Origin of the sequence: Bacillus sp. SB49 (assembly GCF_000469135.2) — a bacterium.
GTDB lineage: Bacteria > Bacillota > Bacilli > Bacillales > Halobacillaceae > Halobacillus.
The window spans coordinates 2,270,765-2,297,675 of record NZ_CP048117.1; the positions used below are offsets into that span (position 1 = coordinate 2,270,765).

Consider the following 26,911-nt stretch of genomic DNA (forward strand, 5'->3'; position numbering starts at 1 on the left):
GATGCTTTCGCATCACTCTTCTTCGGTCGTCTGCTCTTCTTCTGTTCCTTGTACCTGTTCTTCATCTCCGCTCATCGTCAAGCCCTTCTCTGCGCGCTCTTCCTTCAGATCGAAGTAGGCTTTGCCGATCCGGGCACCGATGTTGTTACTGACATTGAACGTACTGTTGGCGTCTTCACCGACGTGCGGCGTAACGACGGAAAAGGCGATTTCCGGATCATCGTAAGGCGCATAACCTACCAGCACTTTGTTCAATAATTCCTCTACATACGTATTGCCGCCCTGCCCGTCCGGGACGGTAGCCGGCGCTTCCGCCGTTCCGGTTTTCCCTGCCATTTTATACTTTTTATAGGCAGGACTGGAGAACACGCTGCTCGCCGTTCCCCCGCTCGTCTGGAACACTTGGCGGAACCCTTCCTGCACCCGTTCGATATAGGAGGGATCCATATCGATACGATTCAAGACCTTTGGATCATAGTCTTTGTATATCGGTCCCAGCCCCTCCTGTTGGGAAGGGTCGTGAATGCTCTTCACAAGATGCGGCTGAATACGGTAACCGCCATTAGCGATCGTGGATACATACTGATTGAGCTGCATCGCTGTATAACTGTGGAACTGACCGATAGAGAAATCGAGAATCTCTCCTGGATTTGAAATCTCTCCATTTACACCGGTCGATTCATATGGGAAATCTATTCCGGTCTTTACACCTAGACCGAATTGATTGAAATTATAAACGAACTTATCAAGAGTTCCCTCTTTAAGAGATAATCCTTTGACATTATAATCCATCCCGTAATCTCCACCCAGCCTTCTTGCGAGGAAGAACATGTATACGTTTGATGACTTCTGCAGGGCTGTAATATCATTTACAGTTCCATTGTTTTGGGATAAGGAACCTTTTTTCAATCCATTAATATACATTGGTTTGTCAAAGAATGTCTGCCCGGGCTGAATAGCCCCTTCATGTAAACCGGTCAAAATCGTCGCTCCCTTAATAGAGGACCCCGGGGTGTACGAGTTGTACACCGCCTGGTGGGAAACATCGGTGAACCTCGAGCCGCCCTCTTCGATGACGCGGTTATACTGCTGGCCGGATATGGCAAGAATCTCGCCGGTCTTCGGATTGGAGACGACGGCCATGGAGGACCTTAAATGACGGTTCTGTCCCGGCGCCTTCTGAATGGCAGCCGCGAGCTCCTCCTGGACGATTTTGTCGACTTGTTCCTGTAATTCCGCATCGATTGTCAGAACGAGATCTTTCCCCCGCTCTCCTTCTCTCACGACTTTCGTGTTGATGACGTTGTTGCGGCTGTCGGTTTCGTATTGGACTTTCTCTTTTGTACCTCTTAAGACGTCCTCATACTGCTGTTCGAGGCCGCTGACGCCGACACGGTCGTTGCGGCTGTAATCGAGCGACATCAGACGATCCATCTGATCCTTTGGAATACCCTGCTTGCTTGACGTGATGCCTCCGATGTAGCTGCGGAACAGGGACTCGTAAGGATAATCCCGTTCCCAGTCTGCGGTTACGTTAATACCGGGAAGCATTTCCAAGTTTTCCGCTACAGCAGAATACTCCTTCTCCGATATATCTGCATTTTTCACCACGTGCGGTGCAAGCGCGTAGGCCTGGTCCAGTTCTTTCTTGATCGCGATGACTTCCTTCGTCTGATCATCATAGCCGGAAATTTCGTCATCTTTGATGCTGTCGAGCTGAACCTTATACACTTCTCCATTATCCATATCATCATCGACTTTATCTTCGACCCGTTCTGTAATCTCTTCTTCATGTAATAAGAAGAAATACTCTTTCAGATCCCGATCGGTCAAATTATCATGGTCCATATCGATGTACGCGGCAAGCTTCTCTGCCAGTTCCAATTTATCCGTCGCCTGTACCCCTTTGGACGGCGTGTATGTAATGGAATACAGCGGCTTATTATCGACGACTACCCTTCCATAGCGATCATACATTTCCCCGCGGGGGACCGGTATGGTCGTAGTCGTATTCTCTGTTCGGTCAATTTCATCCTGTGCTTCTTCCCCGTTGAGTATCTGTACGACACCCAGCTGCAGAATGATCGCTGCAAATAGGACAAAGACAACAAAAAACACGATGTTCAAACGGAAAGGAAGATGTGAATTCTGATTGTATTTATTCTTGTTTTTCTTCCCCATGGACTCCTCTCCTTCTTAAAAAAATCCTTCCATCATTATAGCATTTTTCCTGTTATGAAGGATAGGAGAACATGGGATTATGTTTCAATTATGTGACGCTCTGGACACCCTCGTATCAATCCCTTTTATAAAAAAGTAAATGAAGAAATGTCCTCCACCTACAATCAAAAGAATATAAGGAATTCCCGTTTCCGGAGATATGAGCGCAATCGCCAGAAGGAAAATGATAATCGATACGACACGGCCGATATTCAAGAAAATTTCGCGCACAACGATGTATTCGATCCTCATTTCGGCAGCGTTCCAGGACTTCCCTATCACATCATAGGTCAGGGAGACATAGGGAACATATAACAGCGGGAAGAACATTCCGGCAATGGCACCGTATAAAAGGAGGAGCGGCATCGTATCACTGATGAGCAAAAGCAGGACATTCAAATATAAGACAAGCCCCGATATGAAGATGGCCTTTTTTCTGTTATAAGGCTTCACTATTTTACTTACAAGGAAGTAAAAAAGGAAGGAGAAGCCGGAATAAACCAGGTTGAAAACGCCAAGCGACAGCTCATTCTGGGTCATTAGAAAAATCCAGATGGTGACAGCAAACAAGAAGATCCCTTCCCGGAAGCCCTGAGATACGTGGGCATGAAGGATTTTTCGCCAATTGCCGTTTCGCTTTCTCTCCCTTACTATCTGCCTGAAAGAAAATACCCCCGCCGCCTTCCTTCTCGATAAACCGAAGCTTACAAGCACCGCTACGATAAATAAGCTGAAAGATATCGTAAAGATGACGGTGTATCCTGTAAAATTATTCAGCCGGGAAATGATGAAACCAGCAAGCAGTGGTCCACTCATTCCACCAAGGGACTGTAGAACCCCTAGAAATCCGTTGAAGAAGTCCCTCGTTTCCGGTTCCGTAATTTCAAAGGTCAAGACATTATAGGCAAGCCAGTAAAAGCCATAGCCGATACCAAGCAGTGCGCCGAGCATAATATTGAACTCGGCTGCCCTTTCCCCTACAATCAATACCGTCATAAAGAAAAGAGATAAAACGGTCACCCCGGCTCTAAGCACAATGACTCTGTCGATTCGTTTGGCACACTTTCCAGCAAAGATGAATGTCAATGGCTGCATGACATAAATGGCCAAATTATACATGGCTATATCTGTATAGCTGTTGGATTGCTTCCACAAATATATGTTCACAAATGTACTGGATAAGAAGATGCCAAGCGAGTATAAGCCTCCGATCAAAAGCAACAACAACAAATCTTTCGGTACGTCTTCGCGGCCGAGCCACGTTCGCAAGCTGCTCACCATAAATCCACGTCTCCTTTGTGTTCCTCTTTAGTGTTATCAGAACAAAAGGAGATATACAAAAAGAAGGGTACGGATATAAATCCGTACCCTTCTCCTCATTTAGTTATTTTGCAGCGTCGAAGCGCTTCGATACTTCATCCCAGTTGACAACGTTCCAAAATGCGGAAACATAGTCAGGACGACGGTTTTGGTAGTTCAGGTAGTATGCATGCTCCCAAACGTCAAGACCTAGGATTGGAGTTTTTCCTTCCATAATCGGTGAATCCTGGTTAAGGGTATCGATTACTTCAAGGTTGCCATTATTGACTACTAGCCAAGCCCAACCGGAACCGAAACGGCCTGTTGCTGCGGATTCGAATTCTTCTTTGAACTTGTCAAAGCTTCCGAACGTATCATTGATCTTCGTAGCAAGATCTCCTGCCGGCTCACCGCCGCCATTCGGAGAAAGAATTGTCCAGAACAAGCTGTGGTTGGCATGTCCACCACCGTTGCGGCGAACAGCTGTACGAATTTCTTCCGGTACGACAGAAAGGTTATTGGCAAGCAATTCCTCAAGAGATTTGTCCTGAAGATCCGCGTGACCTTCCAACGCGCCGTTCAGTTTCGTAACGTAGCCGTTGTGGTGCTTCGTATGGTGGATGTTCATTGTTTCCTTATCGATTGTTGGTTCTAGTGCATCATAGGCGTAAGGTAGTTCTGGTAGTTCAAATTTAGCCATAATGTAACTCCTCCTTTAAATTAATATGTAAGAACAGAAGCCTCGCTTCTCATCTTACATTATCAAACCGCAAAATGACATGCAAATTTTTTGCATCCGGAAGAAAGCTATTTCTCTTCCGGTATTAAGAATTCCCCCTGAATAGAAATTCAAACATGAAATTTTCACGTCCCATTCTTCATCCTACGAAGAATACATACGCATAAAACTACGGAGAGAAGAAGCTTGGTGCCGGGATCATCGGAACAAGGGAGACTCGGCTGTTGCTAAAAAAAAGAACAAGCCTTAAGGCTTGTTCTTTATCAAAAGTGGCTCGGGACGGAATCGAACCGCCGACACACGGATTTTCAGTCCGTTGCTCTACCGACTGAGCTACCGAGCCGTATCATTATGTATGATGGCGGAGGAGGAGGGATTCGAACCCCCGCGAGCCGTAAAGCCCCTGGCGGTTTTCAAGACCGCTCCCTTCAGCCAAACTTGGGTACTCCTCCGTATCATGTATGTGGTGGACCCTGCAGGACTCGAACCTGCGACCGATCGGTTATGAGCCGATAGCTCTAACCAGCTGAGCTAAGGGTCCACATGGGGCGGCTGATGGGAATCGAACCCACGAATGCCGGAACCACAATCCGGTGCGTTAACCACTTCGCCACAACCGCCATGTTTCTATTTAATATGTATGGTAGCGGCGGAGGGGATCGAACCCCCGACCTCACGGGTATGAACCGTACGCTCTAGCCAGCTGAGCTACACCGCCATGATATCGCTTGAAGCGACTTTATTAATATAACATTTACGAACTGTAATGTCAACAAGTTTTTCCGGTGTCGTTTTTGGCGACAAGAATAATATACCATCCTGTCCAGAATAGTTCAAGGGTTTTTTAAAAGAAAAGTATTTCATGGATAAAAAAAGATAAACGGCCATTATAAATGGCCGTTTAAACTAATTACAGGCTTTCTTTTTCACCAAGAACTTCTTCCGCAATGTTCACGGCATGGTCGCCGATACGTTCCAGATTGCTGATCATATCTACAAAGACGATACCGGCCTGTCCTGTACAGACGCCTTCATTCAAACGAATGATATGCTTCTTGCGGTAGCTTCTTTCCATACGATCCAACTCATTCTCTTTCTGAACAACGGCGAGCGCTTCTTCTCTGCTCATTGTTTCCAGAGATTTAATGGACTGTTTCACCGTCATCAAAGTCAAATCAATCATCGTATTTAAATCTTCGATTGCCTGCGGTGTCAAATTCACCTTGTTGGAGTTCTTGTAATCGATCAGCTCGATAATGTTCTCGAAGTGATCTCCCATACGCTCGATATCCCGGACAGAATCCATAAGGGTGGAGTGTTTCTTACTCTCTTCGTCCGTTAAGGAAGCTTGGGAAAGATCGACAAGATAGTCGGTAATCTTCCGATCGAGATTGTTCAAGGCTTCTTCGATCTGCAAAGCAATTTCTGAGTGTTTCTGCTGTTTACTGTTCAAGTAAAGGCTCGTTTCCTCCAAGCCTTTATATGCGTACTCTCCCATGCGGACCACTTCTTCTTTGGCCTGGTCGAGCGCAAGAGATGGAGACTGTTCAATAAAGATCGGATCCAAATGCTGCGGCTTATGGTCGATCAAAGAGTCATCTCCAGGTACCAGCTTCACAACCAGCCAAGCAAGGAAAGCTACGAACGGGAACTGCACGATCGTGTTAGCAATGTTGAAAGATCCGTGGGCAAAAGCAATCGTCATTTCTGGTCCCAGATTAAATTTATCCTGAAGCCAGCCGACATAAAGCGTAAACGGATGAAGAAGGATTAAGAATACCGTTGCTCCAATTACGTTGAATATAACGTGGACGGTAGCCGCACGCTTCGCTCCGACACTGGCACCGATAGCTGCGATGACAGCAGTAATCGTCGTTCCGATGTTATCCCCGAAAAGCACAGGAAGAGCTGCCTTTAAATCGACCAGACCTTCCCCGAACAGCCCTTGCAGAATTCCAATTGTTGCACTGGAACTCTGAACAATAACGGTGAACAATGTACCGATGACGACACCGAGGATCGGGTTTTCACTCATGCTTAACGTCAATTCGTGGAAAGCTTCCAAGGATCGGAGAGGCTTCATTCCACCGCTCATGAGCTCCAGTCCGAAGAACAGAGATCCCAGACCGAAGACGGTTTGTCCAATATTTGTTACTTTTTTATTCTTAAAGAAGAAAATCATCAGGGCACCGACTGCTAAGATCGGAAGACCGTAAGCTTTAATATCGATACCAATGATGAACGCTGTAAACGTCGTACCGATATTGGCCCCCATAATAACTCCGATTGCTTGTCGGAATGTCATAAAACCAGCGTTTACAAGTCCGACGGTCAAAACAGTAGTTGTCGAACTACTTTGAACGAGGATCGTTACGACCATACCAGCGATGACACCCATCAATGGATTACTGGTAAAGCGATCTAACAGTTCTCTCAGGCGGTCTCCAGCTACTTTCTGAAGTCCGTCCCCCATATACTTAATACCAAAAAGGAAAATACCGAGTCCGCCGATGAATTCAAATATCATCTGCTGCACGTTGATATCCAATTTTTCTCCACCCTTTCCTCATCCAAGTTGTACATTTTTATATTTATCTATTAAAAACACCTCATTCATTATTAACGATGCGCTCTTTATTTGTAAAGGATAAAAATGAATCTTAACATTAAATTTACAAAGGACAATACTCTATACCCTCTTCCTTCCTTACAAACCCGACACAACAAAGGAGCACCTGTGTTTAAGGTGCTCCTTTGTTAAGATGCTATGCGGGACTTTAGCTTCTCAGAGCCCCGTCCGTCCGCCGGCTCATGTGTCTCCACTTCAACCTTCCATTGATTGGACAAAACCAAGGCCAACATTTCCTTCGTCATCTCTGTGATGCCGGTCTGAATCTCTTCTAAGTTTCTCATGTCTGTCTGATGATGGTTCATGATTTCGAAAAGGTCTTCGGTGTATGTGGATTGTTTATGTACGATATGGTCCATTCCATTCTGAGCGTCCGCCATTTTAGGAATGACTTCTTTGCCTGTAATCAAATGACTTTCCGAAAGGTCCATATAGGCACGGAGGCTTTCCATCCCAGTCATAATTTCATGGAAGCTATCCTTTTCACTGTCGACGATCCTCTCCTGCGTTTCGATCTCTCTGCCTAAATCCTTACATTTATCGGAGAAGTATCTTCCTAAAGACAAAACATCTTTCATACGCTGATCAATTTCTATCGCTGCCGACTTCGAACGATCGGCTAACTTTCGAATCTCTTCTGCTATGACGTGGAAGCCCCGACCTTCTCCTTCTGTTCTCCCTACTTCGATTGAAGCATTCAGTGCAAGCATTCTTGTCTGCTCTGCAATCGCTTGAATCAAAGAACCAGAATCTTTAATGGTGGACATATACCGCTCAAACGTTCCGACCCGTTCCCTCATTTCTTCTATTTCATCTTTTAACCGAAGAAAAGAACGGTCCATTGCATTCATCCCTTCCTGTCCAGTCATAATCGCACCCTTCATTGCCTCTTGTTGTTTCCACATTACTTCCAGTTCTTGTTGTAAGCTTTCAAACATCTCCGTTAAGTCTTGAAAAACTTCTTTTTCTTTATTGAGATGACAGATAGTTTGTCGGCTAGATTCCCGTAAAAGTTCTGTGTCTTGAATGATTTTATTTCTTGACTGGTCCATCCCCTCAAAAGCTCTTCTTAAACCTTCCCCACCTTCTCCCAACCGGTGAGCGGCAGCAGTAACGGAGGACAAGATTCCAGTTATTTTGCTGATCAGTTTGCTGTAACTTTTTTTCAAGGACTGTATTTCCGGTATCGTTGTTTTCACAAAAGACGGGTCCTTCAACGTCCCTTCCCCGGCTTTATCCATCACGCCCTCCAAGCGGTTGAGCGGCCGGACTATCTTCTTCACGGCCCAATATACCACCAGAACGGTAAGGACAAATACCAGCACTCCTATAAAGAAGATATATGCGGCCAGATTGTTGATTTCCTCCATAATATCGGCAGCAGGTATACGGATGATGTATATGCCCTGCAACTCTTGAACGGGAGCAAAGGTGACTAGGATCTCCTCCCCATCCACTTTCCATGTTTTCGTACCACTTTCCGTTTCCTTTATTTTATCCAAATACTCTTCTGGAAAGATCTCCTCCCTATTGGAAGAATAAGTAATGATTCCAGAATCAGTAAGAAGATACATTTCAGCATCCAGGCCGTCCTGTACCAGTTGAGCTTGCTGAGCGTTGACATAGACCTGCATTCTTTTCTGAAACTGTTCCTCCTCTCCTACAAAGGCATACATGAGCTGCTTCGAAATATCCTGTATCATCACCAATTCCCTGTCCAGGCGGTCCTGGATAAACTGCATTTGACTTTCTTTCGCTTTTGAATAGGAAAGGAAACCAATAAGAATTACCGCTATTAACAAAAAGAGCGCAAGGACGAGCGATAATCTCCATTGAAAGCTTAAAGATCGTCTTCTGCTCCCCATCCTGCGCTGTTTAAATTTCCTTCCAACATCATTTAACAAACCTCTCCACTCCCATACGTTGAATCATTCCATTCCAAAGTATGAAGGAGATTTGTTGAGCGAATATGAATGATGTATTAATGAATTGTAATTTTAAGTCTTTTCAACCAGTATTTTAGTCCCATCCACAGCAGCCACCCTTATCGATTCTCCTTTGCCCAGCCACTTTCCATTGGATACGGCACTGTACTCTTTTCCATTCACACGGATCGTCCCTACAGGCCTCATGTCTGTCAACGTTGTTCCACTGCTGCCTACTAAATGACTGTAAGATTCGTTCATGGAATTGTATCCCATTTCCGATGTGAGCTGGTCATTCAACGTCATCTTCGTCCACATATCCCGACGTTTGAACACTTTAAGAAATACGAGCGAGGCGGCCCCGCCGATAATTACACCGATCACGCTGTATAGGCCGGCAACCCAGTTGGGGGCACTGAAACCGACGGCAATAATCATTGTAACGGCTCCAATAGTTGCAAGTGTCCCATCATTGACGACTTTTCCATCAATGATGATCAAGGCGATGCCGAGTAAATACACAAGCATCATAATGACGAACATCTCCGGCGCTAGATAACTGGAAAAATAAACGGTTATGAATCCGAGACCGAGAACCGCGAAGACCCCCCGCATATTGACAAGGAGTTCTCCGATGAGGAACATCGTCCCGAGCAAGGTAATGAATAAGGCGACCCAGTCATAGGTTAACACGGCATTTCACTTCCTCTCCTTCTATGTTACTTTATACGTGCGAGCAGACGGATTCGTTTCAAACGTTATCCATTTTTTTAAATTCCACGGCATGGTATAATTCCATGGGTACCAATAATTACGAAGGGTTCCTGCCTTACCGGCATCTCTTTTGAGTGTCTATGCTTCTCTTTTCTGCCGGTAGCCCTTATAATGAAGGTTGGAAAATAACCTTGCATACCTTTTTGTTAATAAATAAAGGAGCGATTTTACATGCCAATTACGCACAGAAAAGATACCCGTCCCGTAAAAGTCGGCGACGTGACCATAGGTGGATCGGACGAAGTAGTCATCCAGTCCATGACCACAACCAAAACACACGATGTGGAAGCGACCGTTGCCGAAATCAAGCGTCTGGAAGAGGCAGGATGTCAAATTGTCCGTGTCGCCTGTCCGGATGACCGCGCAGCCGATGCCATTCCGGAAATCAAAAAACGCATCAACATCCCGTTGGTCGTCGACATTCATTTCGATTACAGAAAGGCATTAAAAGCGATCGAAGGCGGCGCGGATAAGATCCGCATCAATCCGGGAAATATCGGAAGCCGCGAGAAAGTGGAAGCTGTCGTAAAAGCAGCTAAAGAGAAAGGCATTCCCATCCGAATCGGTGTGAACGCCGGTTCCCTGGAACGTCATATCCTTGAGAAATATGGATATCCGACTGCGGATGGTATGGTGGAAAGCGCATTGCATCATATCAAAATCCTGGAAGATCTTGATTTTCATGATATTATTGTTTCCCTTAAAGCTTCGGATGTAAAACTGGCGATTGAAGCTTATGAGAAAGCGGCAGCAGCCTTCACTTATCCGATCCACTTGGGAATTACTGAATCAGGAACGCTTTTTGCCGGAACTGTAAAAAGCGCCGCCGGCCTTGGTGCGATTCTTAGTAAAGGAATCGGCAGCACAGTCCGCATCAGTTTGAGTGCCGACCCTGTCGAAGAAGTAAAAGTGGCGAAGGAACTTCTGAAATCATTCGGTCTTGCTGCCAATGCAGCGACACTAATCTCTTGCCCGACGTGTGGACGTATTGAAATCGACTTGATTTCCATTGCCAATGAAGTCGAAGAATACATCCAGACGATCAAAGCCCCGATCAAAGTGGCCGTTCTCGGATGTGCCGTAAACGGACCGGGAGAAGCGAGAGAAGCGGATATTGGAATCGCTGGAGCAAGAGGCGAAGGACTATTGTTCCGTCACGGGGAAATCATCCGTAAGGTACCGGAAGATATCATGGTGGAAGAATTGAAGAAAGAAGTCGACAAACTCGCTGAAGAACATTATGAGAAAGAACGCTTGAAGAAAGAAGAACAGAAACAATCCTGACAAAAAGGGTGGACCATAAAGGTCCACCCTTTTCACATTCAGATCAAGTTAAAAAATGGAGCGAAGAACAACGAAAAGGCAATAGATACGATACTGATGATAATCGCCATATTTCCAAGCGTATCTGCACCACGTCGTTTCCCTATGGCACCGAAAATGATGCCTGTTACACCAAGTATGATTGGTGCAAAGAAGAAGGAGAGAATGGCAGCCGTGAGCCCGATCCAGCCCATACCGACTTTGACGTCTTCCCTTTCTTCCATAGTGGTTTCTTGTTCTCTATGGTTCATCGGTTCGTCTATACGGCCGATTGCCGCTTCCTGAGCGAACTCCTCTTCGTAACTGTCCCCGTAAACCGGCTGGTCCGGTCCACGTCCATGATCGTCCACATCTTCTGCACGCTCACGGTAACCGGCTTCCTGTCTGAAATCCTGCTCCTGCATCTCTGCAAAAGCTTCATTCAACACTTCATCGGTAGTCGGCTCATCTCCATTGTGCACTTGTTCTAATTCATCTCCGTGTCTCGGAGCTTTTTCTGTTTCCTGATTCTCAACAGGCTTCTTTGGATCATACATACGAACACCCTCACTTTCTGTTTGGAGAATCACGTTTAGTATGTGTGCCTGACGGTGATTTTAAGTGAGGGAGTTCATGGTAAATTCGAGTTGCCAGCGAGGCGTCACACCACTCACTTCTTCTTAGTAGGGGCATTCAAAAAACACAAATCCTTCCCACTTTTCATACTGTGTTATAAATAGCGGGAAGAAGGGGAGTATCTGCCAATGATGAAGCATGTGGCCCAACAGTTCATTGCACAGAAGTTGAAAGAGATGACCGTTGATGACTTATTATCCTACAGTCGGAAGTACGGTATTCCAATCACTCGGCAGGAAGCAGAAAAAATCGTCAAAGAACTGAGGAAATCGAAGGAGAACCCCTTCGATCCTGAGGACAGGAAACGTATGCTTGGTAAACTGGCTAAAATCACTTCAAAAGAAACAGCGCTTTCCGTTCATCGTTTACTTAAAAAGGTTGCTAAAGAATACGGAGTCGAGCATTGGCTCTAATAAAAAAAGGCAGGGGAAAGATTCCCTGCCTTTTTTCCTTATTGTTCCATTATTTTCTCTTTTAAGCCTTCATCGAACGTACCCTCTTTGATCATATCGATTTCAAAGCGATACGGAGGTTTTTTATTCTTTTTGTCTTCTCCGACATAAGGCGTTTCGAGAATTTTTGGAAGATCCTTTAACTCCGGATGATGGACGACTTTATGAAGAGCATCAAAGCCGATATGTCCGAACCCGATGTTTTCATGACGGTCTTTCTGAGCGCCGCATACGTTCTTGCTGTCATTCACGTGTACAACCTTGAGGCGGTCAAGCCCTACGATCCGGTCGAAGTCTTCCAGCACTCCGTCAAAGTCGTTTACGACATCATAACCGGCATCGTGGATGTGGCACGTATCCATACATACGGACAGCTTTTCATTCAACGTTACGCCATCCATAATTTTTGCCAGTTCATCAAAACTTCTGCCGATCTCGGATCCTTTACCTGCCATCGTCTCCAGAGCGATTTGGACGTGCTGATCTTTGTTAAGCACTTCATTCAAACCTTCAATGATCTTTGGCAGCCCTTTATCTACTCCTTGTCCAACATGAGATCCTGGATGCAGGACAATCTGTCTTGCACCCAGAGCCTCTGTACGCTCGATTTCATTTCGAAGGAAATCAACCCCGAGTTCAAACGTTTCCGGTTTCGTTGTATTTCCTAAGTTAATGATATACGGGGCGTGAACAACGATATCATTAATACCGTGTTCTTTCATATGTTGCAGGCCCGCCTCGATATTCAATTCTTCGATCGGACGACGCCTCGTATTCTGGGGCGCACCTGTGTAGATCATAAACGTACCGGAGCCATAGGAAGCCGCTTCTTCACTGGCACCTAACAGCATCTTCTTCCCTTTCATCGATACGTGTGAACCGATTTTAAGCATGGAATCCCTTCCCTTTCTTATTTCCTCTTATAACTTTCCCGTTTCAATTTACGCAGATTCTTACTTGCTTCCTTTTTAATTTTCTTCTTATATCCTGGTTTAACTTTTTTCGGCTTCCGGACCATCTGTTTCGCTTTTCGCTCGATATCAGATGTTCGTCGTTCTCTGTTCTGACGCTCATTATAGGCGTTGATCTCTTTCCATTCGCCATTCTTCACCTCATAAAACTCGAACGTAAGGCCTTTCTTCTCGAGCTTTTGAATCAGCGGCAAATCAGATTCTTTATACAGGTTGATTGCCGTTCCCTGAAGACCGGCACGGGCCGTTCTTCCGACGCGGTGCACATAGAACTCTTCTTCTTTCGGCATTTGGGCATTGATGACGTGACTCACACCCTGGATATCAATACCACGGGAAGCAAGGTCCGTTGCCACAATATACTGGTAGCGAAGACTTTGCAATTCCTTCAGCATCCGCTTTCGTTCCCTTGGCGATAGTCCACCGTGCAGGACTCCGACCTCAAGACCACGGCTAATCAGATCATCTGCAAGCTGGTCTGCATGTTTCTTTCCGTTGGTGAAGATAATCGCTAGGTACGGCTGAATCGATTTGGATATTTCTATGATTACGTCTGCCGGCTCTTTATGACGGAGCGGTACTAAACGGTGCTCCATTGTTTCCGGTGACGGTTTATCATCTTCGATTTGAATGTGGACAGGATTCGTCAAATATTTTTTGAGGAACGGCTGTAAACGCTCCGGGATCGTTGCTGAGAATACAAGCATTTGGACGTTTTCATCCATCCGTACAAGGATTTGGTCGACTTCTTCAATGAAACCGAGATCAAGCATTAAGTCCGCTTCATCTAAGACAAAACCTTTCGCATGATAGAGGTCGACCGCCTCTTCCTTCACCATATCTAAAATACGACCCGGTGTTCCAACAACGATATGCGGCTTGCGGGAAGCAAGCTTATCGACCATCTTCTGCTTGTCCGTTCCGCCGATCAAAAGCTTGGACAACCATGCTTCTTCTTTACCAGCAAATCTTATTGCCTTTTTCACTTCCTCGTGAATTTGGATAGCTAGCTCCCTTGTGGGTGCTGTAATAACGAACTGCACTTCATCGAGCGATTCATCCATTTTGTTCAACAAAGGCAGCAGGTATGCATGGGTTTTTCCAGAGCCTGTGTGTGATTGACCGATCAGGCTCTCCCCTCTTAATGCAGGAGGCAGGACCTGCTGCTGAATTGGTGTCGGTGTCTTAAAGCCCAATCCTTCGACGATCCGACTAACTGTCGAAGTGATGGCGTATTGATCAAATGTATGCTTACTCATAACCGTTCTCCTTTAATGTAAAATGTTCCTTCCCTATTATAAGGGAGTGGGAGCCAAAATGCACGATAACGTTCTATTGCGACAACTTTCTTTGTCATCTTTCGCTTTACCCTTTATAATGAAAATGGTACTTTAATAGTCACTGGATTGTATAAAGAGGAGGACGCTAACAAATGGAAGTCATTAAAATCGCCCCTCGCGGTTATTGTTATGGCGTAGTAGATGCCATGGTCATTGCACAGAATGCTGCCAAAGACCCTAATCTGCCTCGCCCTATTCATATATTAGGGATGATCGTCCACAATTCCCACGTCACGGATGCCTTCAAAGAAGAAGGAATTATCACCGTCGACGGGAAGAACCGGATGGATCTCTTGGAAGGAATCAATGAAGGCACTGTTATCTTCACGGCTCACGGAGTATCCCCGGAAGTGAAAGAGCGCGCGAAAGCGAAAGGGCTGGTCACGCTGGATGCAACCTGTCCGGACGTAACGAACACACATAATCTGATTCGTAAGAAGGTCGCTGAAGGTTATGAAATCATTTATGTCGGGAAGAAGGGACACCCGGAGCCTGAAGGAGCCATGGGCGTTGCCCCCGGAAAAGTGCATCTCGTACAGACAGAAGAAGATGTCGAAAACCTCACGCTGACACATGACAAGCTGATGATTACCAACCAGACGACGATGAGTCAATGGGATGTGTATGATGTCATGGAAAAAGCAAAAGAAAAGTATCCACAGCTCGAGAAACAGCAGGAGATCTGCATGGCTACGCAAGTAAGGCAGGAGGCTGTTTCCGAACAGGCAGGAGCCGCAGATCTCACACTTGTCGTCGGTGACCCTAAGAGTAATAACTCCAACCGTCTCGCGCAGGTTTCCATGGAGAAGGCCGGGACAACCGCTTACCGGATCGCCGATGTAACGGAAATCCAGTTGGAATGGCTGGAAGGAGTAGAGAAGGTAGCCGTTACTGCCGGTGCCTCCACACCGACACCGATTACGAAAGAAGTCATTAAATTCATTGAACAATACGATAGAAATAATGAAGAAACATGGATCCGTGAATCCAAAGTGGAGCAGAAAAAGATCCTGCCCCGCGTCAAGGTTAAGAACCGCGAACGTAAATAAAGGAAAGCAGGGAGCACATCGTGCCCCCTGCTTTTTTTGTATGTTGGAGAAACATAAACCAACGCCGGTCCCTTGAATCCTGAGGACTACTTTTATGGTGCCGGACAGCTAAGGATAGATTGTTCACCCTTCTTTTTACTGGAAAGTGAACGGTTCCGTTACCGCCTCGGATACCATAATGTTCATCCTTTCATCCTTATTACACTCCTGCTCAAGGAAATCTTTAATGACCGGACAGATGAGCTTTTCGACATGGTGACCGGGATCAATGACAGCAAGCCCCATTTCCAAAGCGTCCTGCGCTGCGTGGAACGTCATATCGCCTGTTATATAGACATCTGCGCCCATGCGCTTCGCTGCATGAATGTATTTCTCTCCACTTCCTCCGAGAACAGCAACCTTTTTCACTTGCTTGTCCATTCTGCCTGTAACACGTAAAGCCGGAATCTCATAGGCAACCTTCACTTTTTCAGCGAACAGTTCCAGTGCTTCAGGAGCATCCAGCTCCCCAATCCGGCCAAGCCCATAAGAGGCACCTTCATTCAATAGTGGATAGATGTCATAGGCGACTTCCTCATAAGGATGCGCCTCTTCCATAGACCGGAGCACATCTTTGAGCTTACGCTTTTCCACAATCGTCTCCAACCTCACCTCATCGACGGTTTCCAGTTTTCCGCTTTCCCCGAGATAAGGGTCCGTACCTTCCAGAGGGAGAAAAGCTCCATGCCCTTTACTTTGGTAAGAGCAGTGGCTGTAATTGCCGATATGGCCCGCGCCGGCGTACCCCAGGGCTGCCTGGACGTTAGACGCATGTGTCTCCGGGACGAAAACAACAAGCTTTACAAGCTCTTCTTTCCCTGTTTCCATCAATGGTCTCGTGTCCTTCAACCCGAGGGCATCTGCCATCACATCGTTTACACCGCCACTTGCAATATCCAGATTGGTATGGGCGGCATAGACGGTGATATCATGTTGGATCAGTTTGCGAACGACCCGCCCCTTCGGCGTATCAAAGTTAATTTGATGAAGCTTGACGAATAGTAGCGGATGATGGGCAATAATTAAATCGACGTTCTTTTCAACGGCTTCATCCACGACGTTCTCCAACACATCCAGCGTCACCATAACGTTACGGACGGGTTTATTTAATGATCCCACCTGAAGGCCGACATTATCCCAATCGTAGGCCAACGTTTTAGGTGACCACTCTTCCAACCGTTTAATAATCTGTTGTGCTGTCATGGTTGCATTCATGACCCCAATTCCTCCTTCAGCCAATCGATTTCTTGCTGCAATCGGGCTATTTTCTCTTCATCGAATCGCGCCGCCCGCTTCACCTGGCTGAGCACGTATTCCTTCTTTTGCTTTTCCTCTTTACATTTCTGTATAAACGCATCATTTCTTTCAGACAAGAGAAACGGTCCGAGCCACAATTCCTTCTCTTTGTTCGATGTATAAGGTCTTTCCGGTTCTCCTTTTTCTGCAACGAGCACTTCATAGATGTGACCGTTCTCTTCGAGGATCTGTTCTTCGATGAGCTCGTACCCGTTAGCGATGTACCAAAGGCGAAGTGCCTTAGCATCGATGTTCGGCTGTGTAATGATCCTTTCGACTGAATCAAGTTTATCTTTGCCCTGCTCGAGGATATCCCGGATCAAGGGACCGCCCATTCCCGCTATCGTGATTTGTTGGATGCCGTCTTCTGGCTGGATCACTTCGAGCCCATTTCCAAGCCGCACATCAATCCGTGCCTCCAGGTTTTGTGTCTGCACTTCGTCTACTGCACTTTGAAACGGTCCTTGATTTACTTCCCCGGCAACAGCACTCGCCGATTCATCTTTAAGGCAGACATAGCAAGGCAGATAGGCATGGTCGGAACCGATATCCGCAAAGCGGGCCCCTTTCGGCAAATAGTCGGCTACAACAGCCAGACGGTCAGATAATTGGTTAACATTCATAGTTTTCTTCATTCCCTCTCTCATAAAAAGAAAAGCTTTCTGAAACAGCCCAGAAAGCTTTTCTTACCTGTTACTTATTTTTTCTCTGCCAGCCATTCGGCCAGCTGTGTAGCTTGCTCTCCGGTGTAAAGCCCGGCAGGCATCGCGGAACCTTTTCCGTTTACAATGATATCCTCAATTTCTTCAGCGGAATAGCGGCTGCCTACTTCCTGCAGGTTAGGACCTGCGCCACCGCTTAAGTCGCCTCCGTGACAGTTGGAACATTTGCTTTGGAACATCTCTTCAGGGTTAGCATCTACCGTTTCTTCTTGCTGCTCTCCGCCGCCTTCTTCTTCGTTCTGAATGGCTTCGCGTTGATTGTTACCTGCTGTGGATACAATGATCATAGCGATGATCCCCAGAACAGCAATCACTGCGAATGGAATCACAGGGTTTCTTCTCATCGGTTGCAACCTCCTTATGTATTCCCACTTATTAAATTTTTCACGTCTGTCCGACTATCTTTATTCTACTTGAAAACTGTTTCATATAAAAGAGTAAACCTGTGAAATTTTACAAATTCACAAGTACTGCGAGTAGTAAAAATCCCGCCAAACCAGAAATCGTAAGGGTTTTCACGCTGAGACGGTGTCCGATGGCTACCCAAAGAAAGCAATGAAAAGCGGCCGTCCACGCCAAACTGGATGAACCAGGGAAATAATACCCCACCGCTGTTATCGAAAGAACGAAGAAGATAAGCAGACCGACAATCAGAGGAAGCGGAAACCAAATCGATTTTCTATATTTTAACCAACCCGAATGAATCCATGCAGTGATTACAAAACTCGACAAAAGCCCTGTTTGCATTATGATTCCCATTTGAGTAAAATAAATGACAAGAAATGAAAGGGGTAACAAAATCAGGGTAACAGCTAAAAAGCTGTAGAACAGGAGACTGCTCCACTTCAGCCGGGAACCTCTTTTTTCCTCCTGACCGTCTCCCTGAGTATAGAGAGCCAACAGGAAATCACAGTACGTAGCAGGCAGTAGACGATTTTGCTTCCAGTAATGGATCTCATTGATTATGACCTTCGTACGCTCATCTCTCATAGCATCCTCCTGAAGCCAAAATAAAAACCCAGAACCCGTTTTCTGCAAGAAAAGGGTCCTGAGTCTGTGGGCTTATTCCATGAAGTCTTTCAAACGTTTGCTTCGGCTCGGATGTCTCAGCTTACGCAGAGCTTTAGCTTCGATTTGACGGATCCTTTCGCGTGTGACACCGAACACTTTCCCTACTTCTTCAAGCGTGCGTGTGCGGCCATCATCCAGACCGAAACGAAGGCGGAGGACGTTTTCCTCACGGTCCGTCAATGTGTCAAGCACGTCTTCGAGCTGCTCTTTTAATAGTTCATAGGCTGCATGGTCAGAAGGAGATGTCGCTTCCTGATCCTCAATGAAGTCTCCCAGATGAGAATCATCCTCTTCCCCGATAGGCGTTTCCAAAGATACAGGCTCCTGAGCAATCTTCAGAATCTCTCTTACTTTATCCGGGGTAAGATCCATGTCCTGTGCGATTTCTTCCGGTGTAGGCTCTCGGCCAAGATCCTGCAGAAGCTGACGCTGGACGCGAATCAATTTGTTGATCGTTTCCACCATGTGAACAGGAATACGAATCGTACGAGCCTGGTCAGCAATGGCGCGGGTAATCGCCTGTCTGATCCACCACGTTGCGTACGTGCTGAACTTGTACCCTTTTCGGTAATCAAATTTCTCAACCGCTTTGATCAGGCCCATGTTCCCTTCTTGAATGAGATCAAGGAACAGCATGCCGCGACCTACATAACGCTTGGCGATACTGACGACCAAACGAAGGTTTGCTTCCGCCAAGTCCCGCTTCGCTTCTTCATCTCCACTTTCAATCCGCTGTGCCAGACTGATTTCATCTTTAGCAGAAAGAAGGTTGACGCGCCCGATTTCTTTCAAGTACATACGGACTGGGTCATTGATTTTCACACCGGGAGGTACACTTAAATCGTTGAGGTCGAATTCCTCTTCTTTGTCGAGCTGTTTCATACTTGGATCCGATTCAGAGTCACCGATTACCTCGATTCCCTGCTCACTTAAGTGCTCGTAGAATTCATCCATCTGATCTGAATCCAATTCAAAATTGGAGAGCTTTTCAGCGATTTCCTCGTATGCAAGCACCCCTCTTTTCTTACCTATTTCCACTACCTGCTCTTTTGCCTGCTCAAGGGTCAATTCTGTCTGATTTTCCGTTTCTTTAGAACGTGATGGCTGTTGTTTCTTATTTGCCATGTGTCCCCCTCCTTCCAACAATCTATACAAACTAAAACCTAGTTGTGTTTTAAGGCTTGTTTCCTTTTAATGAGATCCATTGCAATCTGGGCTGCTTTAATTGGATCATTTTGCTGTTCTGCTTTTTTCAGTTCGGCTTCTAATCCTTTAATGTCCGTCCGATCCGTCTGTTCTGATCGTATCCTTACGATATAATCCTGGATTTCCTGATCGGAGATTTCTTCTCCGTTCGGTGCCATCGCCAGCTCAACGGCCAGATTCTTAATAGAAGGATCCTCAATTCGTTCCACAAACTGGCTGACATCTGATTCATTGCCGTCTTCATAATATGCGTAAAGATGGGTCACAATGACCTGATGATCTTCAATATTGAAAGCTCCCCCTATTTCCTCCTGAACTTTATCAGCAATATAAGGATCGTTCAACATATACGCAATCAGCTTTCTCTCCGCATTATGAAAAGCAGGAAGCAGCTTCTTCTGCACCGATGACTGTCTCGTTGTAGTGTTAGTATATCGGTTATTGCTTTCCTTATCCTTGGGAGCTTCCCTGCCCCTGATCGACTGTACTTCCTCTTTCAGCGTGTCGATCGATAATCCAAACTCCGACGCGATATCATTAAGGTAGTGCTCTCTTTCAATCGCACGGTCCAACGTGGAAATCTCTTGTAATACCTTTTCGATATAAGCAATTTGATCTCCTTCTAATTGGAGGTTATAATCGCGCCTGAGATAGCTCATCATGAACGAAATATACGTTTCGCTCGTGTCCAGCACTTCTTTCCGGAAACGTTCACCGCCGTGTTTTTGAATAAAGTCATCCGGATCAAGTCCATCGGGCACTCGGGCCACATACGTTTGACAGCCTACGCTTTTCACAAGTTTAGCCGCCTTTACGGCTGCCTCTATACCCGGCTTGTCCCCGTCATAACAGACAATAATCTGATCCACATATTTTTTGAGAAGGTTTGCCTGAGCACTTGAAATGGCAGTTCCCATGGTCGCTACACCATTATGAACCCCGGCTTGATCTGCGGAAATAACGTCCCCGAACCCTTCAAAAAGGATAACCGATTTTTCTTTTCGAATCGACGCCCTCGCCTGGTCGAAATTGTATAAGAGTCTTCCTTTGTGAAACAGTTCGGTCTCCGGGCTGTTTAAATATTTCGGCTCCTGCTTCCCAAGAGAACGGCCGGCAAATGCGACTGTCTTTCCAAGGTGATTGCGCAGGGGGAATATGACTCTCCCTCGAAAACGGTCGGCGTAATCTCCCTGATCGTTAACACTCAGCAAACCCGCCTTCACCATTGTCTGCGGATGAAAACCTTTCTTCTCAAGAAACGTGACCACAAAGTCCTTCGATTCCGGGGAGTAGCCCATTTGGTACTTTTGTATCGTCTCATCGGTAAACCCCCGATCAATCAGATACTGATAGGCTTCCCGGCCTTCTTTGGAATTCTTTAACAAATGATGATATAATTTGGTAAGCCACTTATGTGCTTCCAACATTGCTTGGGCTTCTGTACTCTTTTCGGATGGCCGCTCATTTGTCACCTGATCAGGCAGATCAATGCCGGCCTGCTCGGCGAGCTGCTTAAGCGCCTGTATAAAGCTGAAGCCCTCCATTTCCATCAGAAAGGTATAAACATTCCCTCCCTTTCCACAACCAAAGCAGTGAAATATCTGCTTATCCTGAGAAACGGAAAAAGAAGGAGTGCTTTCTCCATGAAAAGGACAAAGACCAAAGTAGTTTCTTCCTTGCTTCTTTAAGTCGATATAATTACCGATAACATCGACGATATCTATCGACTTTCTAATCTGATCGACAGTTTCTTCTGGGATATGTCCAGCCATATTATCACCATACTACTCCATTATTCTTGCTCTTCCTTCAAAATCCTTCTTGCTCTCTCAACAGCGCTGAAAAAACTTCGCGAAACTTGTCCCGGTCTTCCATTGTAAAGGAAGAAGGGCCTTTCCATCGTTTCCTCTGTTTCATCGTCTGCTGACGGAGAAACTTCTGATTCATAATATGATCGGCATCGCCTTCTCTAATCAGTTTACCTCTAGGCGTCATGACATAAACCCTTTTGGGCGTAAGCAGGACGGCCAGAGACAAGTCCTGTGTAATGACGACATCGTACTTTTTTACATGATTGAGAATGTATAAATCGACAGACTGCGATCCGTGATCTACAAACGTCCATTCCATCATCGATTTGTTCATGCTGTAATGATTGACGGTCGCGATGAATTGAGGAGTTAGTTCATACTGGCTGCATACTTCGACTATTTCATCCTGGACCGGGCAGCTGTCTGCATCCACCCATACGGTTATATTATGTTTTGGCATAGTATCAGTATTTCTACAATAAGCGGTAGAATCCTCCTAAATTACGAATGTTTTATTATTCTGAAAAGTTCACAGGGGTGTTAAGCAGCGTTCCCTGTTGGAAGATAAGGGAAAAGCGGTTCTCCCTTAAGGATTTTTACCACAAATAGATATTATAATACATTCCTCCTGTTTATGCCATGTCCAATTTTACCTAAATTCATTCTTCCCAACAAAAGTCGCGCTTAATCAAAGCGCGACTTCCTTCATCTTTACTATTGCTGAGCATCTTTGCGGAGTTTGTTCAAAATAACGTTAGCTGTCTCTTCCACTGCTTTGTTGGAAACATCGATGACCGGACAGCCGATCCGCTCTACGATCTTGTTGAAATGATTAAGTTCCTGATTAATTCTGTCCATATTCGCATAGCTCGCCTGCGCCCCAAGACCAAGCGACTTCAGACGTTCTTTACGGATATCGTTCAGCTTCTCCGCACTGATCTTCAAGCCGATGCATTTCTCCGGATCAACCCGGAACAACTCAGAAGGAGGCTGGACTTCCGGAACAATTGGAACGTTCGCTACCTTTAAACGCTTATGAGCCAGGTATTGCGATAGCGGAGTTTTAGATGTCCTTGATACGCCGATCAAAACGATGTCCGCTTTGGTAATCCCTCTTGGATCCCTGCCGTCATCGTAACGGACGGCGAACTCTATCGCTTCCACCCGCTTGAAGTAATCTGCATCCAGTTTGTGAACAAGACCCGGTTCAAGCCGTGGTTTGATATGCAGATGGTCTTCCATTAACTCCATCATAGGTCCCATGATGTCTACACACTTAACGCCCAGCTTGTCGGCTTCTTTCATAAGATGATCCCTGAATTCCGGAACAACAAGAGTGAAACCGATCATAGCGCCCTGCTCCTTTGCCTGCTGGACCGCCTCGTTAATGGTCCCCTTATCTTCTACATACGGAATGCGCTGCAAATCGAACGGTCCATCATCGAATTGGCTGAGACAGGCTTTCACGACCAATTCCGCTGTTTCACCGACGGAATCCGAGAGTACATATATCAATGGTTTATCCACGATTCCCATCCCTACCTTCCTCGACTCATAAATGTTGATCCCGGGCAAGCTCAACGAGAGCCTTCGTAATATTTGTTTTCGTCAACCTTCCGACTACGACCTGCCCACTTTCCTCGGGTGTAACGACAGGAAGCCCGTCGATCTGCTTCTCAATCAATTTTTGTGCGGCATCCAAAAGAAGGTCTTCGGGTTGACATACGGTTATATTCGGCATACGTGTCATGATGATGTGGACGGGTACAGAGGTCAAATCTTGATTGCCGATGCTTGCACGCAGCAAATCTTTCCTCGAAAGAACACCGACGAGGTGCGTGTGCTCATTGATTACGAAAAGGGTCCCTACATCTTCCAGGAACATTGTGCAGATCGCATCATATGCAGACACGTTTTCGTCGACGACAATCGGTATCGATTGGTATTCCTCTACTTTGAATTTCTTCAACTTTTCAGTGAAGAGCTCGGACCCCGTCTTGCCGGTGAAGAAGTATCCGACACGGGGCCTGGCATCCAAGTAACCGGCCATAGTCAAAATGGCCAGGTCCGGACGCAGGGTAGCCCGCGTCAAATTCAAGCGCTCCGCTATGTTCTCCCCGGTGATCGGTCCATTGTCTTTCACGATTTGTATGATTTGTTCCTGTCGATTAGATAATTCCAATCCATCACCACCCTGATCACTCAATGTGACATACTATTTACTATTATAGCTCATATTCTTCTTCGGGTAAAAGGGGGTGACTCAGAACTGCTGCTTCCACTCGATTGCATTCAAGTCTGCAAACAGATAAACATCTTCAGCAATGGCTTTCAGCATGCTTAAACGATTAAGGCGTACGTTCTTGTCTTCGGCCATGACCATAGTGTGTTCAAAGAATGCGTGAATAGGTTCAGCAAGTCCGGACAACTTATTCAGTGCATCCTCCCACTGCTCCTGTTGCAGAAGTGCCACATACGCTTCGTGTATGGATTGATGTACTTGATGAAGTCGTTCTTCTTCCGCGTTTTCAAACAAGGATGGATCGACTGTTCCTGCATCCTCAGCCTTTTTAGCAAGATTCAGTACACGCCCCAGTGCTTCATGGACTGGTTTAAATGCCTGATCCTGTCTTTTCTCAACGAGGATACGTCCTTTAGCAGAAGCGGAAGGAAAGACACCGATGCCGTTTGCAAGCACCGCTTCGACGATATCCGGATCGATATGGTCTTCTCTTAACAAATACGCGGCACGAACACGGAAAAATTCGTGAAGATCTTCATGGACTTCTTCTTTCGTGCGGGTCGGCAGGCTCAGTTCTATGTAGAACTGGTGCACAAGGTCAATGAGGTTTTCCACTGGCACGTTCCACTTTCTCTCATTCAAAGTCTGTAAGATTCCAAGCGCTTGACGACGTAAGCCGTATGGGTCTTGAGAACCGGTTGGAATAATGCCGATAGAGATACTTCCGACAATGGTATCGAGTTTGTCAGCTATACTTACGATGGAGCCGATGACGCTTGCTGGCACCTCTCCATTTGCCTGACGAGGCATGTAGTGCTCATTAATTGCGACAGCAACTTCTTCCGGTTCTCCGAAGATGCGGGCGTACTTCTCCCCCATCACGCCCTGAAGTTCCGTGAACTCATCCACCATTTGTGTAACCAAGTCGAATTTGCTGATTTCTGCTGCGCGTACCGCATGTTTTCCAGTCGTTTCATCCAGGTCAAGCCACTCACTCAATTTCTTTGTAATGGCAACGATCCGCTGCACTTTATCAGCAAGCGTCCCGAGCTCTTCCTGGTAGACCATCCGGGACAGCTTCTCCATTTTCTGGTCGATGCTGCCTTTTTGATCTTCCTCGTAGAAGAATTGAGCGTCTTTTAAGCGGGCCTTTAGAACCTTTTCGTTCCCTCGTGCAACATTCTCTATATGCTTTTCATTCCCGTTCCTTACTCCTACGAAATAGGAGAGGAGCGTTCCTTCTTTAGAACGAACAGGGAAATATCGCTGATGCTCCTTCATAGAAGTAATCAATGCTTCTTCCGGAATGGCGAGGAATTCATCGGAGAAGCTTCCACTGAACACTGTTGGATATTCCACAAGATGGGTAACTTCATTCAACAGGTCTTCATCAATGATGAGTTTCCAGCCTTTTGATGCTTCCAAAGCTTTTAACTGACGATGGATTTCCTGTTTCCTCTCTTCGGCTGAAGCAAGAACGTTTTGATCCTTCATTATTTGTTCGTACTGGTCAGCAGAAGGGATCGTCGTCTTTCCACCGAGGAAGCGATGACCGAATGTTGTTTTACCGGCTTCTACATTCTCAATGGTGAAAGGAATGACTTCTTCTCCGAAAAGTGCTGCAATCCAGCGAATCGGGCGGACATAGCGAAGATCACGATCTCCCCACCGCATGTTTTTCGGGAACGAGAGACTAAGGAAGACTTCACGAAACTGTTTCAGCAGTTCGAAAGTTTCCTGGCCCTCGATATACTTGTTGACATGGACATATTCCGTTCCGCCGATTTCTTTGAAGTAGATGTCATCGACACCTTTTCCCTGCCCCTTGGAAAAACCGATGGCAGCTTTCGTCCAGTTGCCTTCTTCATCCAATGCGATTTTCTTGGCCGGTCCTTTTGCTTCTTCCTCGACATCCGGCTGTTTTTCCGCTACATCCGTGATTTGTACAGCGAGACGACGTGGGGTGGCGAAGTCTTTCACAGCCCCGTAAGGAATGCGGTTCTCTTCCAACCAAGCGATGGTCTTCTCTTTTAATTGACCGATGGCATCATCGATAAATCGTGCCGGTAATTCTTCAACTCCAAGTTCAAACAATACGGTTTTACTCATTGGTATCCTTCTCCTCCTTCAGCATCGGGAATCCGAGGCGCTCGCGTTCTTCCACATAAGTCTTGGCAATTTTCCTTGCAAGGTTACGAACTCTTGAGATGTAACCGGTACGCTCTGTCACACTGATGACTCCTTTAGCGTCAAGCAGGTTGAACGTATGGGAACACTTCAACACGTAATCATAGGCAGGGAAAACAAGGCCTTGTTCCATAATGCGCTTTGCCTCCTGCTCGTAAGTATTAAAGAGATCGAAAAGCATTTGTTCATCCGATGCTTCGAACGTATAAACCGAATGTTCATATTCCGGCTGTGTGAAAATATCTCCGACCGTAACTCCATTCGTCCATTCCAGTTCGAAAACATTCTCCTTATCCTGAATATAAGAGGCAAGTCTCTCCAAACCATACGTAATTTCAGCAGAAACCGGGCGTGCTTCCAATCCACCGATTTGTTGGAAATAAGTGAACTGCGTAATTTCCATACCGTCGAGCCATACTTCCCAGCCCAGCCCGGCAGCTCCAAGCGTCGGGTTCTCCCAGTTATCTTCCACGAAACGGATATCGTGCTTATCCGGGTCGATACCGAGTGCGCGGAGAGAATCCAAGTAGAGTTCCTGGATATTATCCGGGGAAGGCTTCATGATCACTTGAAATTGATGGTGCTGATAAAGACGGTTCGGGTTCTTGCCGTATCGACCATCCGCAGGGCGACGTGATGGTTCCACGTATGCCACGTTCCAAGGCTCAGGTCCAAGGCTCCGGAGCAGTGTCATCGGGGACATCGTCCCTGCCCCTTTCTCTGTGTCGTATGCCTGCATGAGCAGACACCCCTGGTCGGACCAGTGTTTTTGTAATGTTAAGATCATATCTTGTATGTTCATTGTTTCCCTCCTCGAATTATAGGTAGATAAAAAAGACCCCGTCCCTATGCCTGTTTCAGGCATAGGGACGGGGTCTCCGCGGTTCCACCCTAATTGCTTTCTCCATAAGAAAGCCACTTTTAAAGAATTTGCTCCGGAACGCCTTCACCAAACCGCATGATGCCTGACTCTCACCCCCACAGGCTCGCTTTAACCAGCA

Annotated in this window: 23 protein-coding genes and 5 tRNA genes; 3 read left to right on the plus strand and 25 right to left on the minus strand. The window is 46.2% G+C overall.

What is annotated here, in order from left to right; translation table 11 throughout:
* Window positions 1–12 precede the first annotated feature (12 nt).
* The 11 genes from M662_RS11955 to M662_RS12005 form a co-directional block, all read right to left on the minus strand.
* A complete protein-coding gene (locus M662_RS11955) occupies window positions 13–2,181 on the minus strand; it encodes a peptidoglycan D,D-transpeptidase FtsI family protein (RefSeq protein WP_008636966.1) in 2,169 nt (722 codons plus the stop codon).
* Between the two features lie 84 nt (window positions 2,182–2,265).
* Window positions 2,266–3,501, minus strand: a complete 1,236-nt coding sequence (locus tag M662_RS11960) for an MFS transporter (protein WP_008636964.1) — start codon at window positions 3,499–3,501, stop codon at window positions 2,266–2,268.
* Window positions 3,502–3,604: 103 nt separating this feature from the next.
* Complete coding sequence (locus M662_RS11965) at window positions 3,605–4,219, minus strand: superoxide dismutase (protein WP_008636963.1); 615 nt, start codon at window positions 4,217–4,219, stop codon at window positions 3,605–3,607.
* A 309-nt stretch (window positions 4,220–4,528) separates the two neighbouring features.
* Window positions 4,529–4,601 (minus strand) — tRNA-Phe (locus tag M662_RS11970).
* Window positions 4,602–4,617: 16 nt separating this feature from the next.
* Window positions 4,618–4,710: transfer RNA gene (locus M662_RS11975), tRNA-Ser, on the minus strand.
* A gap of 12 nt (window positions 4,711–4,722) precedes the next feature.
* Window positions 4,723–4,799 (minus strand) — tRNA-Ile (locus M662_RS11980).
* 3 nt (window positions 4,800–4,802) lie between these two features.
* Window positions 4,803–4,878: transfer RNA gene (locus tag M662_RS11985), tRNA-His, on the minus strand.
* A 21-nt stretch (window positions 4,879–4,899) separates the two neighbouring features.
* A tRNA-Met gene (locus M662_RS11990) sits at window positions 4,900–4,976 on the minus strand.
* A 192-nt stretch (window positions 4,977–5,168) separates the two neighbouring features.
* Window positions 5,169–6,806 (minus strand): Na/Pi cotransporter family protein, encoded by a 1,638-nt coding sequence (locus M662_RS11995; RefSeq protein ID WP_008638221.1) that lies wholly within the window; start codon window positions 6,804–6,806, stop codon window positions 5,169–5,171.
* Between the two features lie 209 nt (window positions 6,807–7,015).
* Window positions 7,016–8,791, minus strand: a complete 1,776-nt coding sequence (locus M662_RS12000; RefSeq protein ID WP_008638222.1) for a methyl-accepting chemotaxis protein — start codon at window positions 8,789–8,791, stop codon at window positions 7,016–7,018.
* A 93-nt stretch (window positions 8,792–8,884) separates the two neighbouring features.
* Complete coding sequence (locus tag M662_RS12005; protein ID WP_026577204.1) at window positions 8,885–9,505, minus strand: NfeD family protein; 621 nt, start codon at window positions 9,503–9,505, stop codon at window positions 8,885–8,887.
* Window positions 9,506–9,757: 252 nt separating this feature from the next.
* Here M662_RS12005 and ispG point away from each other — a divergent pair, with 252 nt between their 5' ends.
* Entirely contained in the window at window positions 9,758–10,870 is a 1,113-nt protein-coding gene (gene ispG / locus M662_RS12010) for a flavodoxin-dependent (E)-4-hydroxy-3-methylbut-2-enyl-diphosphate synthase (RefSeq protein WP_008638223.1), read from the plus strand.
* Window positions 10,871–10,908: 38 nt separating this feature from the next.
* On the opposite strand, the gene M662_RS12015 is transcribed toward ispG, so the two are convergent.
* Entirely contained in the window at window positions 10,909–11,445 is a 537-nt protein-coding gene (locus M662_RS12015; protein WP_008638224.1) for a hypothetical protein, read from the minus strand.
* A gap of 207 nt (window positions 11,446–11,652) precedes the next feature.
* On the opposite strand from M662_RS12015, the gene M662_RS12020 reads away from it, so the two are divergent.
* Window positions 11,653–11,937: a DUF2624 domain-containing protein gene (locus M662_RS12020; RefSeq protein ID WP_008638227.1), complete on the plus strand. Its 285-nt coding sequence runs from the start codon at window positions 11,653–11,655 to the stop codon at window positions 11,935–11,937.
* A gap of 38 nt (window positions 11,938–11,975) precedes the next feature.
* Here M662_RS12020 and M662_RS12025 read toward each other — a convergent pair whose 3' ends face one another.
* Both M662_RS12025 and M662_RS12030 read right to left on the minus strand, forming a co-directional pair.
* The gene (locus M662_RS12025; RefSeq protein WP_008638229.1) at window positions 11,976–12,869 is read right to left on the minus strand and encodes a deoxyribonuclease IV; all 894 of its coding nucleotides are present in this window, start codon (window positions 12,867–12,869) and stop codon (window positions 11,976–11,978) included.
* A gap of 17 nt (window positions 12,870–12,886) precedes the next feature.
* Window positions 12,887–14,206: a DEAD/DEAH box helicase gene (locus M662_RS12030; RefSeq protein WP_008638231.1), complete on the minus strand. Its 1,320-nt coding sequence runs from the start codon at window positions 14,204–14,206 to the stop codon at window positions 12,887–12,889.
* Between the two features lie 173 nt (window positions 14,207–14,379).
* Between M662_RS12030 and M662_RS12035 the strand changes: the two genes are divergently transcribed.
* Window positions 14,380–15,336: a 4-hydroxy-3-methylbut-2-enyl diphosphate reductase gene (locus tag M662_RS12035; RefSeq protein WP_008638233.1), complete on the plus strand. Its 957-nt coding sequence runs from the start codon at window positions 14,380–14,382 to the stop codon at window positions 15,334–15,336.
* A gap of 135 nt (window positions 15,337–15,471) precedes the next feature.
* On the opposite strand, the gene M662_RS12040 is transcribed toward M662_RS12035, so the two are convergent.
* The 11 genes from M662_RS12040 to glyQ form a co-directional block, all read right to left on the minus strand.
* A complete protein-coding gene (locus tag M662_RS12040) occupies window positions 15,472–16,590 on the minus strand; it encodes a Nif3-like dinuclear metal center hexameric protein (protein ID WP_008638235.1) in 1,119 nt (372 codons plus the stop codon).
* A complete protein-coding gene (locus M662_RS12045) occupies window positions 16,587–17,306 on the minus strand; it encodes a tRNA (adenine(22)-N(1))-methyltransferase (protein WP_236096515.1) in 720 nt (239 codons plus the stop codon). The genes M662_RS12040 and M662_RS12045 overlap by 4 nt, the downstream gene beginning before the upstream one ends.
* Before the next feature lie 62 nt (window positions 17,307–17,368).
* Window positions 17,369–17,737 (minus strand): cytochrome c550, encoded by a 369-nt coding sequence (gene cccA, locus M662_RS12050; protein ID WP_008638240.1) that lies wholly within the window; start codon window positions 17,735–17,737, stop codon window positions 17,369–17,371.
* Window positions 17,738–17,846: 109 nt separating this feature from the next.
* Complete coding sequence (locus M662_RS12055; protein WP_008638242.1) at window positions 17,847–18,383, minus strand: hypothetical protein; 537 nt, start codon at window positions 18,381–18,383, stop codon at window positions 17,847–17,849.
* Window positions 18,384–18,455: 72 nt separating this feature from the next.
* Window positions 18,456–19,589, minus strand: coding sequence for an RNA polymerase sigma factor RpoD (rpoD, locus tag M662_RS12060; protein ID WP_008638243.1), 1,134 nt, complete (start codon window positions 19,587–19,589; stop codon window positions 18,456–18,458).
* A 38-nt stretch (window positions 19,590–19,627) separates the two neighbouring features.
* Window positions 19,628–21,442: a DNA primase gene (gene dnaG / locus M662_RS12065; RefSeq protein ID WP_008638245.1), complete on the minus strand. Its 1,815-nt coding sequence runs from the start codon at window positions 21,440–21,442 to the stop codon at window positions 19,628–19,630.
* Window positions 21,443–21,479: 37 nt separating this feature from the next.
* Window positions 21,480–21,941, minus strand: coding sequence for a YaiI/YqxD family protein (locus tag M662_RS12070; RefSeq protein WP_026577202.1), 462 nt, complete (start codon window positions 21,939–21,941; stop codon window positions 21,480–21,482).
* Window positions 21,942–22,195: 254 nt separating this feature from the next.
* A complete protein-coding gene (locus M662_RS12075; RefSeq protein WP_008638250.1) occupies window positions 22,196–23,008 on the minus strand; it encodes a pyruvate, water dikinase regulatory protein in 813 nt (270 codons plus the stop codon).
* A 25-nt stretch (window positions 23,009–23,033) separates the two neighbouring features.
* Entirely contained in the window at window positions 23,034–23,663 is a 630-nt protein-coding gene (locus M662_RS12080) for a transcriptional regulator CcpN (protein ID WP_026577201.1), read from the minus strand.
* A gap of 81 nt (window positions 23,664–23,744) precedes the next feature.
* Entirely contained in the window at window positions 23,745–25,832 is a 2,088-nt protein-coding gene (glyS, locus tag M662_RS12085; protein ID WP_026577200.1) for a glycine--tRNA ligase subunit beta, read from the minus strand.
* On the minus strand, window positions 25,825–26,712 hold the full coding sequence (glyQ, locus tag M662_RS12090) for a glycine--tRNA ligase subunit alpha (RefSeq protein WP_008638258.1): 888 nt from the start codon (window positions 26,710–26,712) through the stop codon (window positions 25,825–25,827). Before glyQ ends, glyS begins: the two co-directional genes overlap by 8 nt.
* Between the last annotated feature and the right edge of the window lie 199 nt (window positions 26,713–26,911).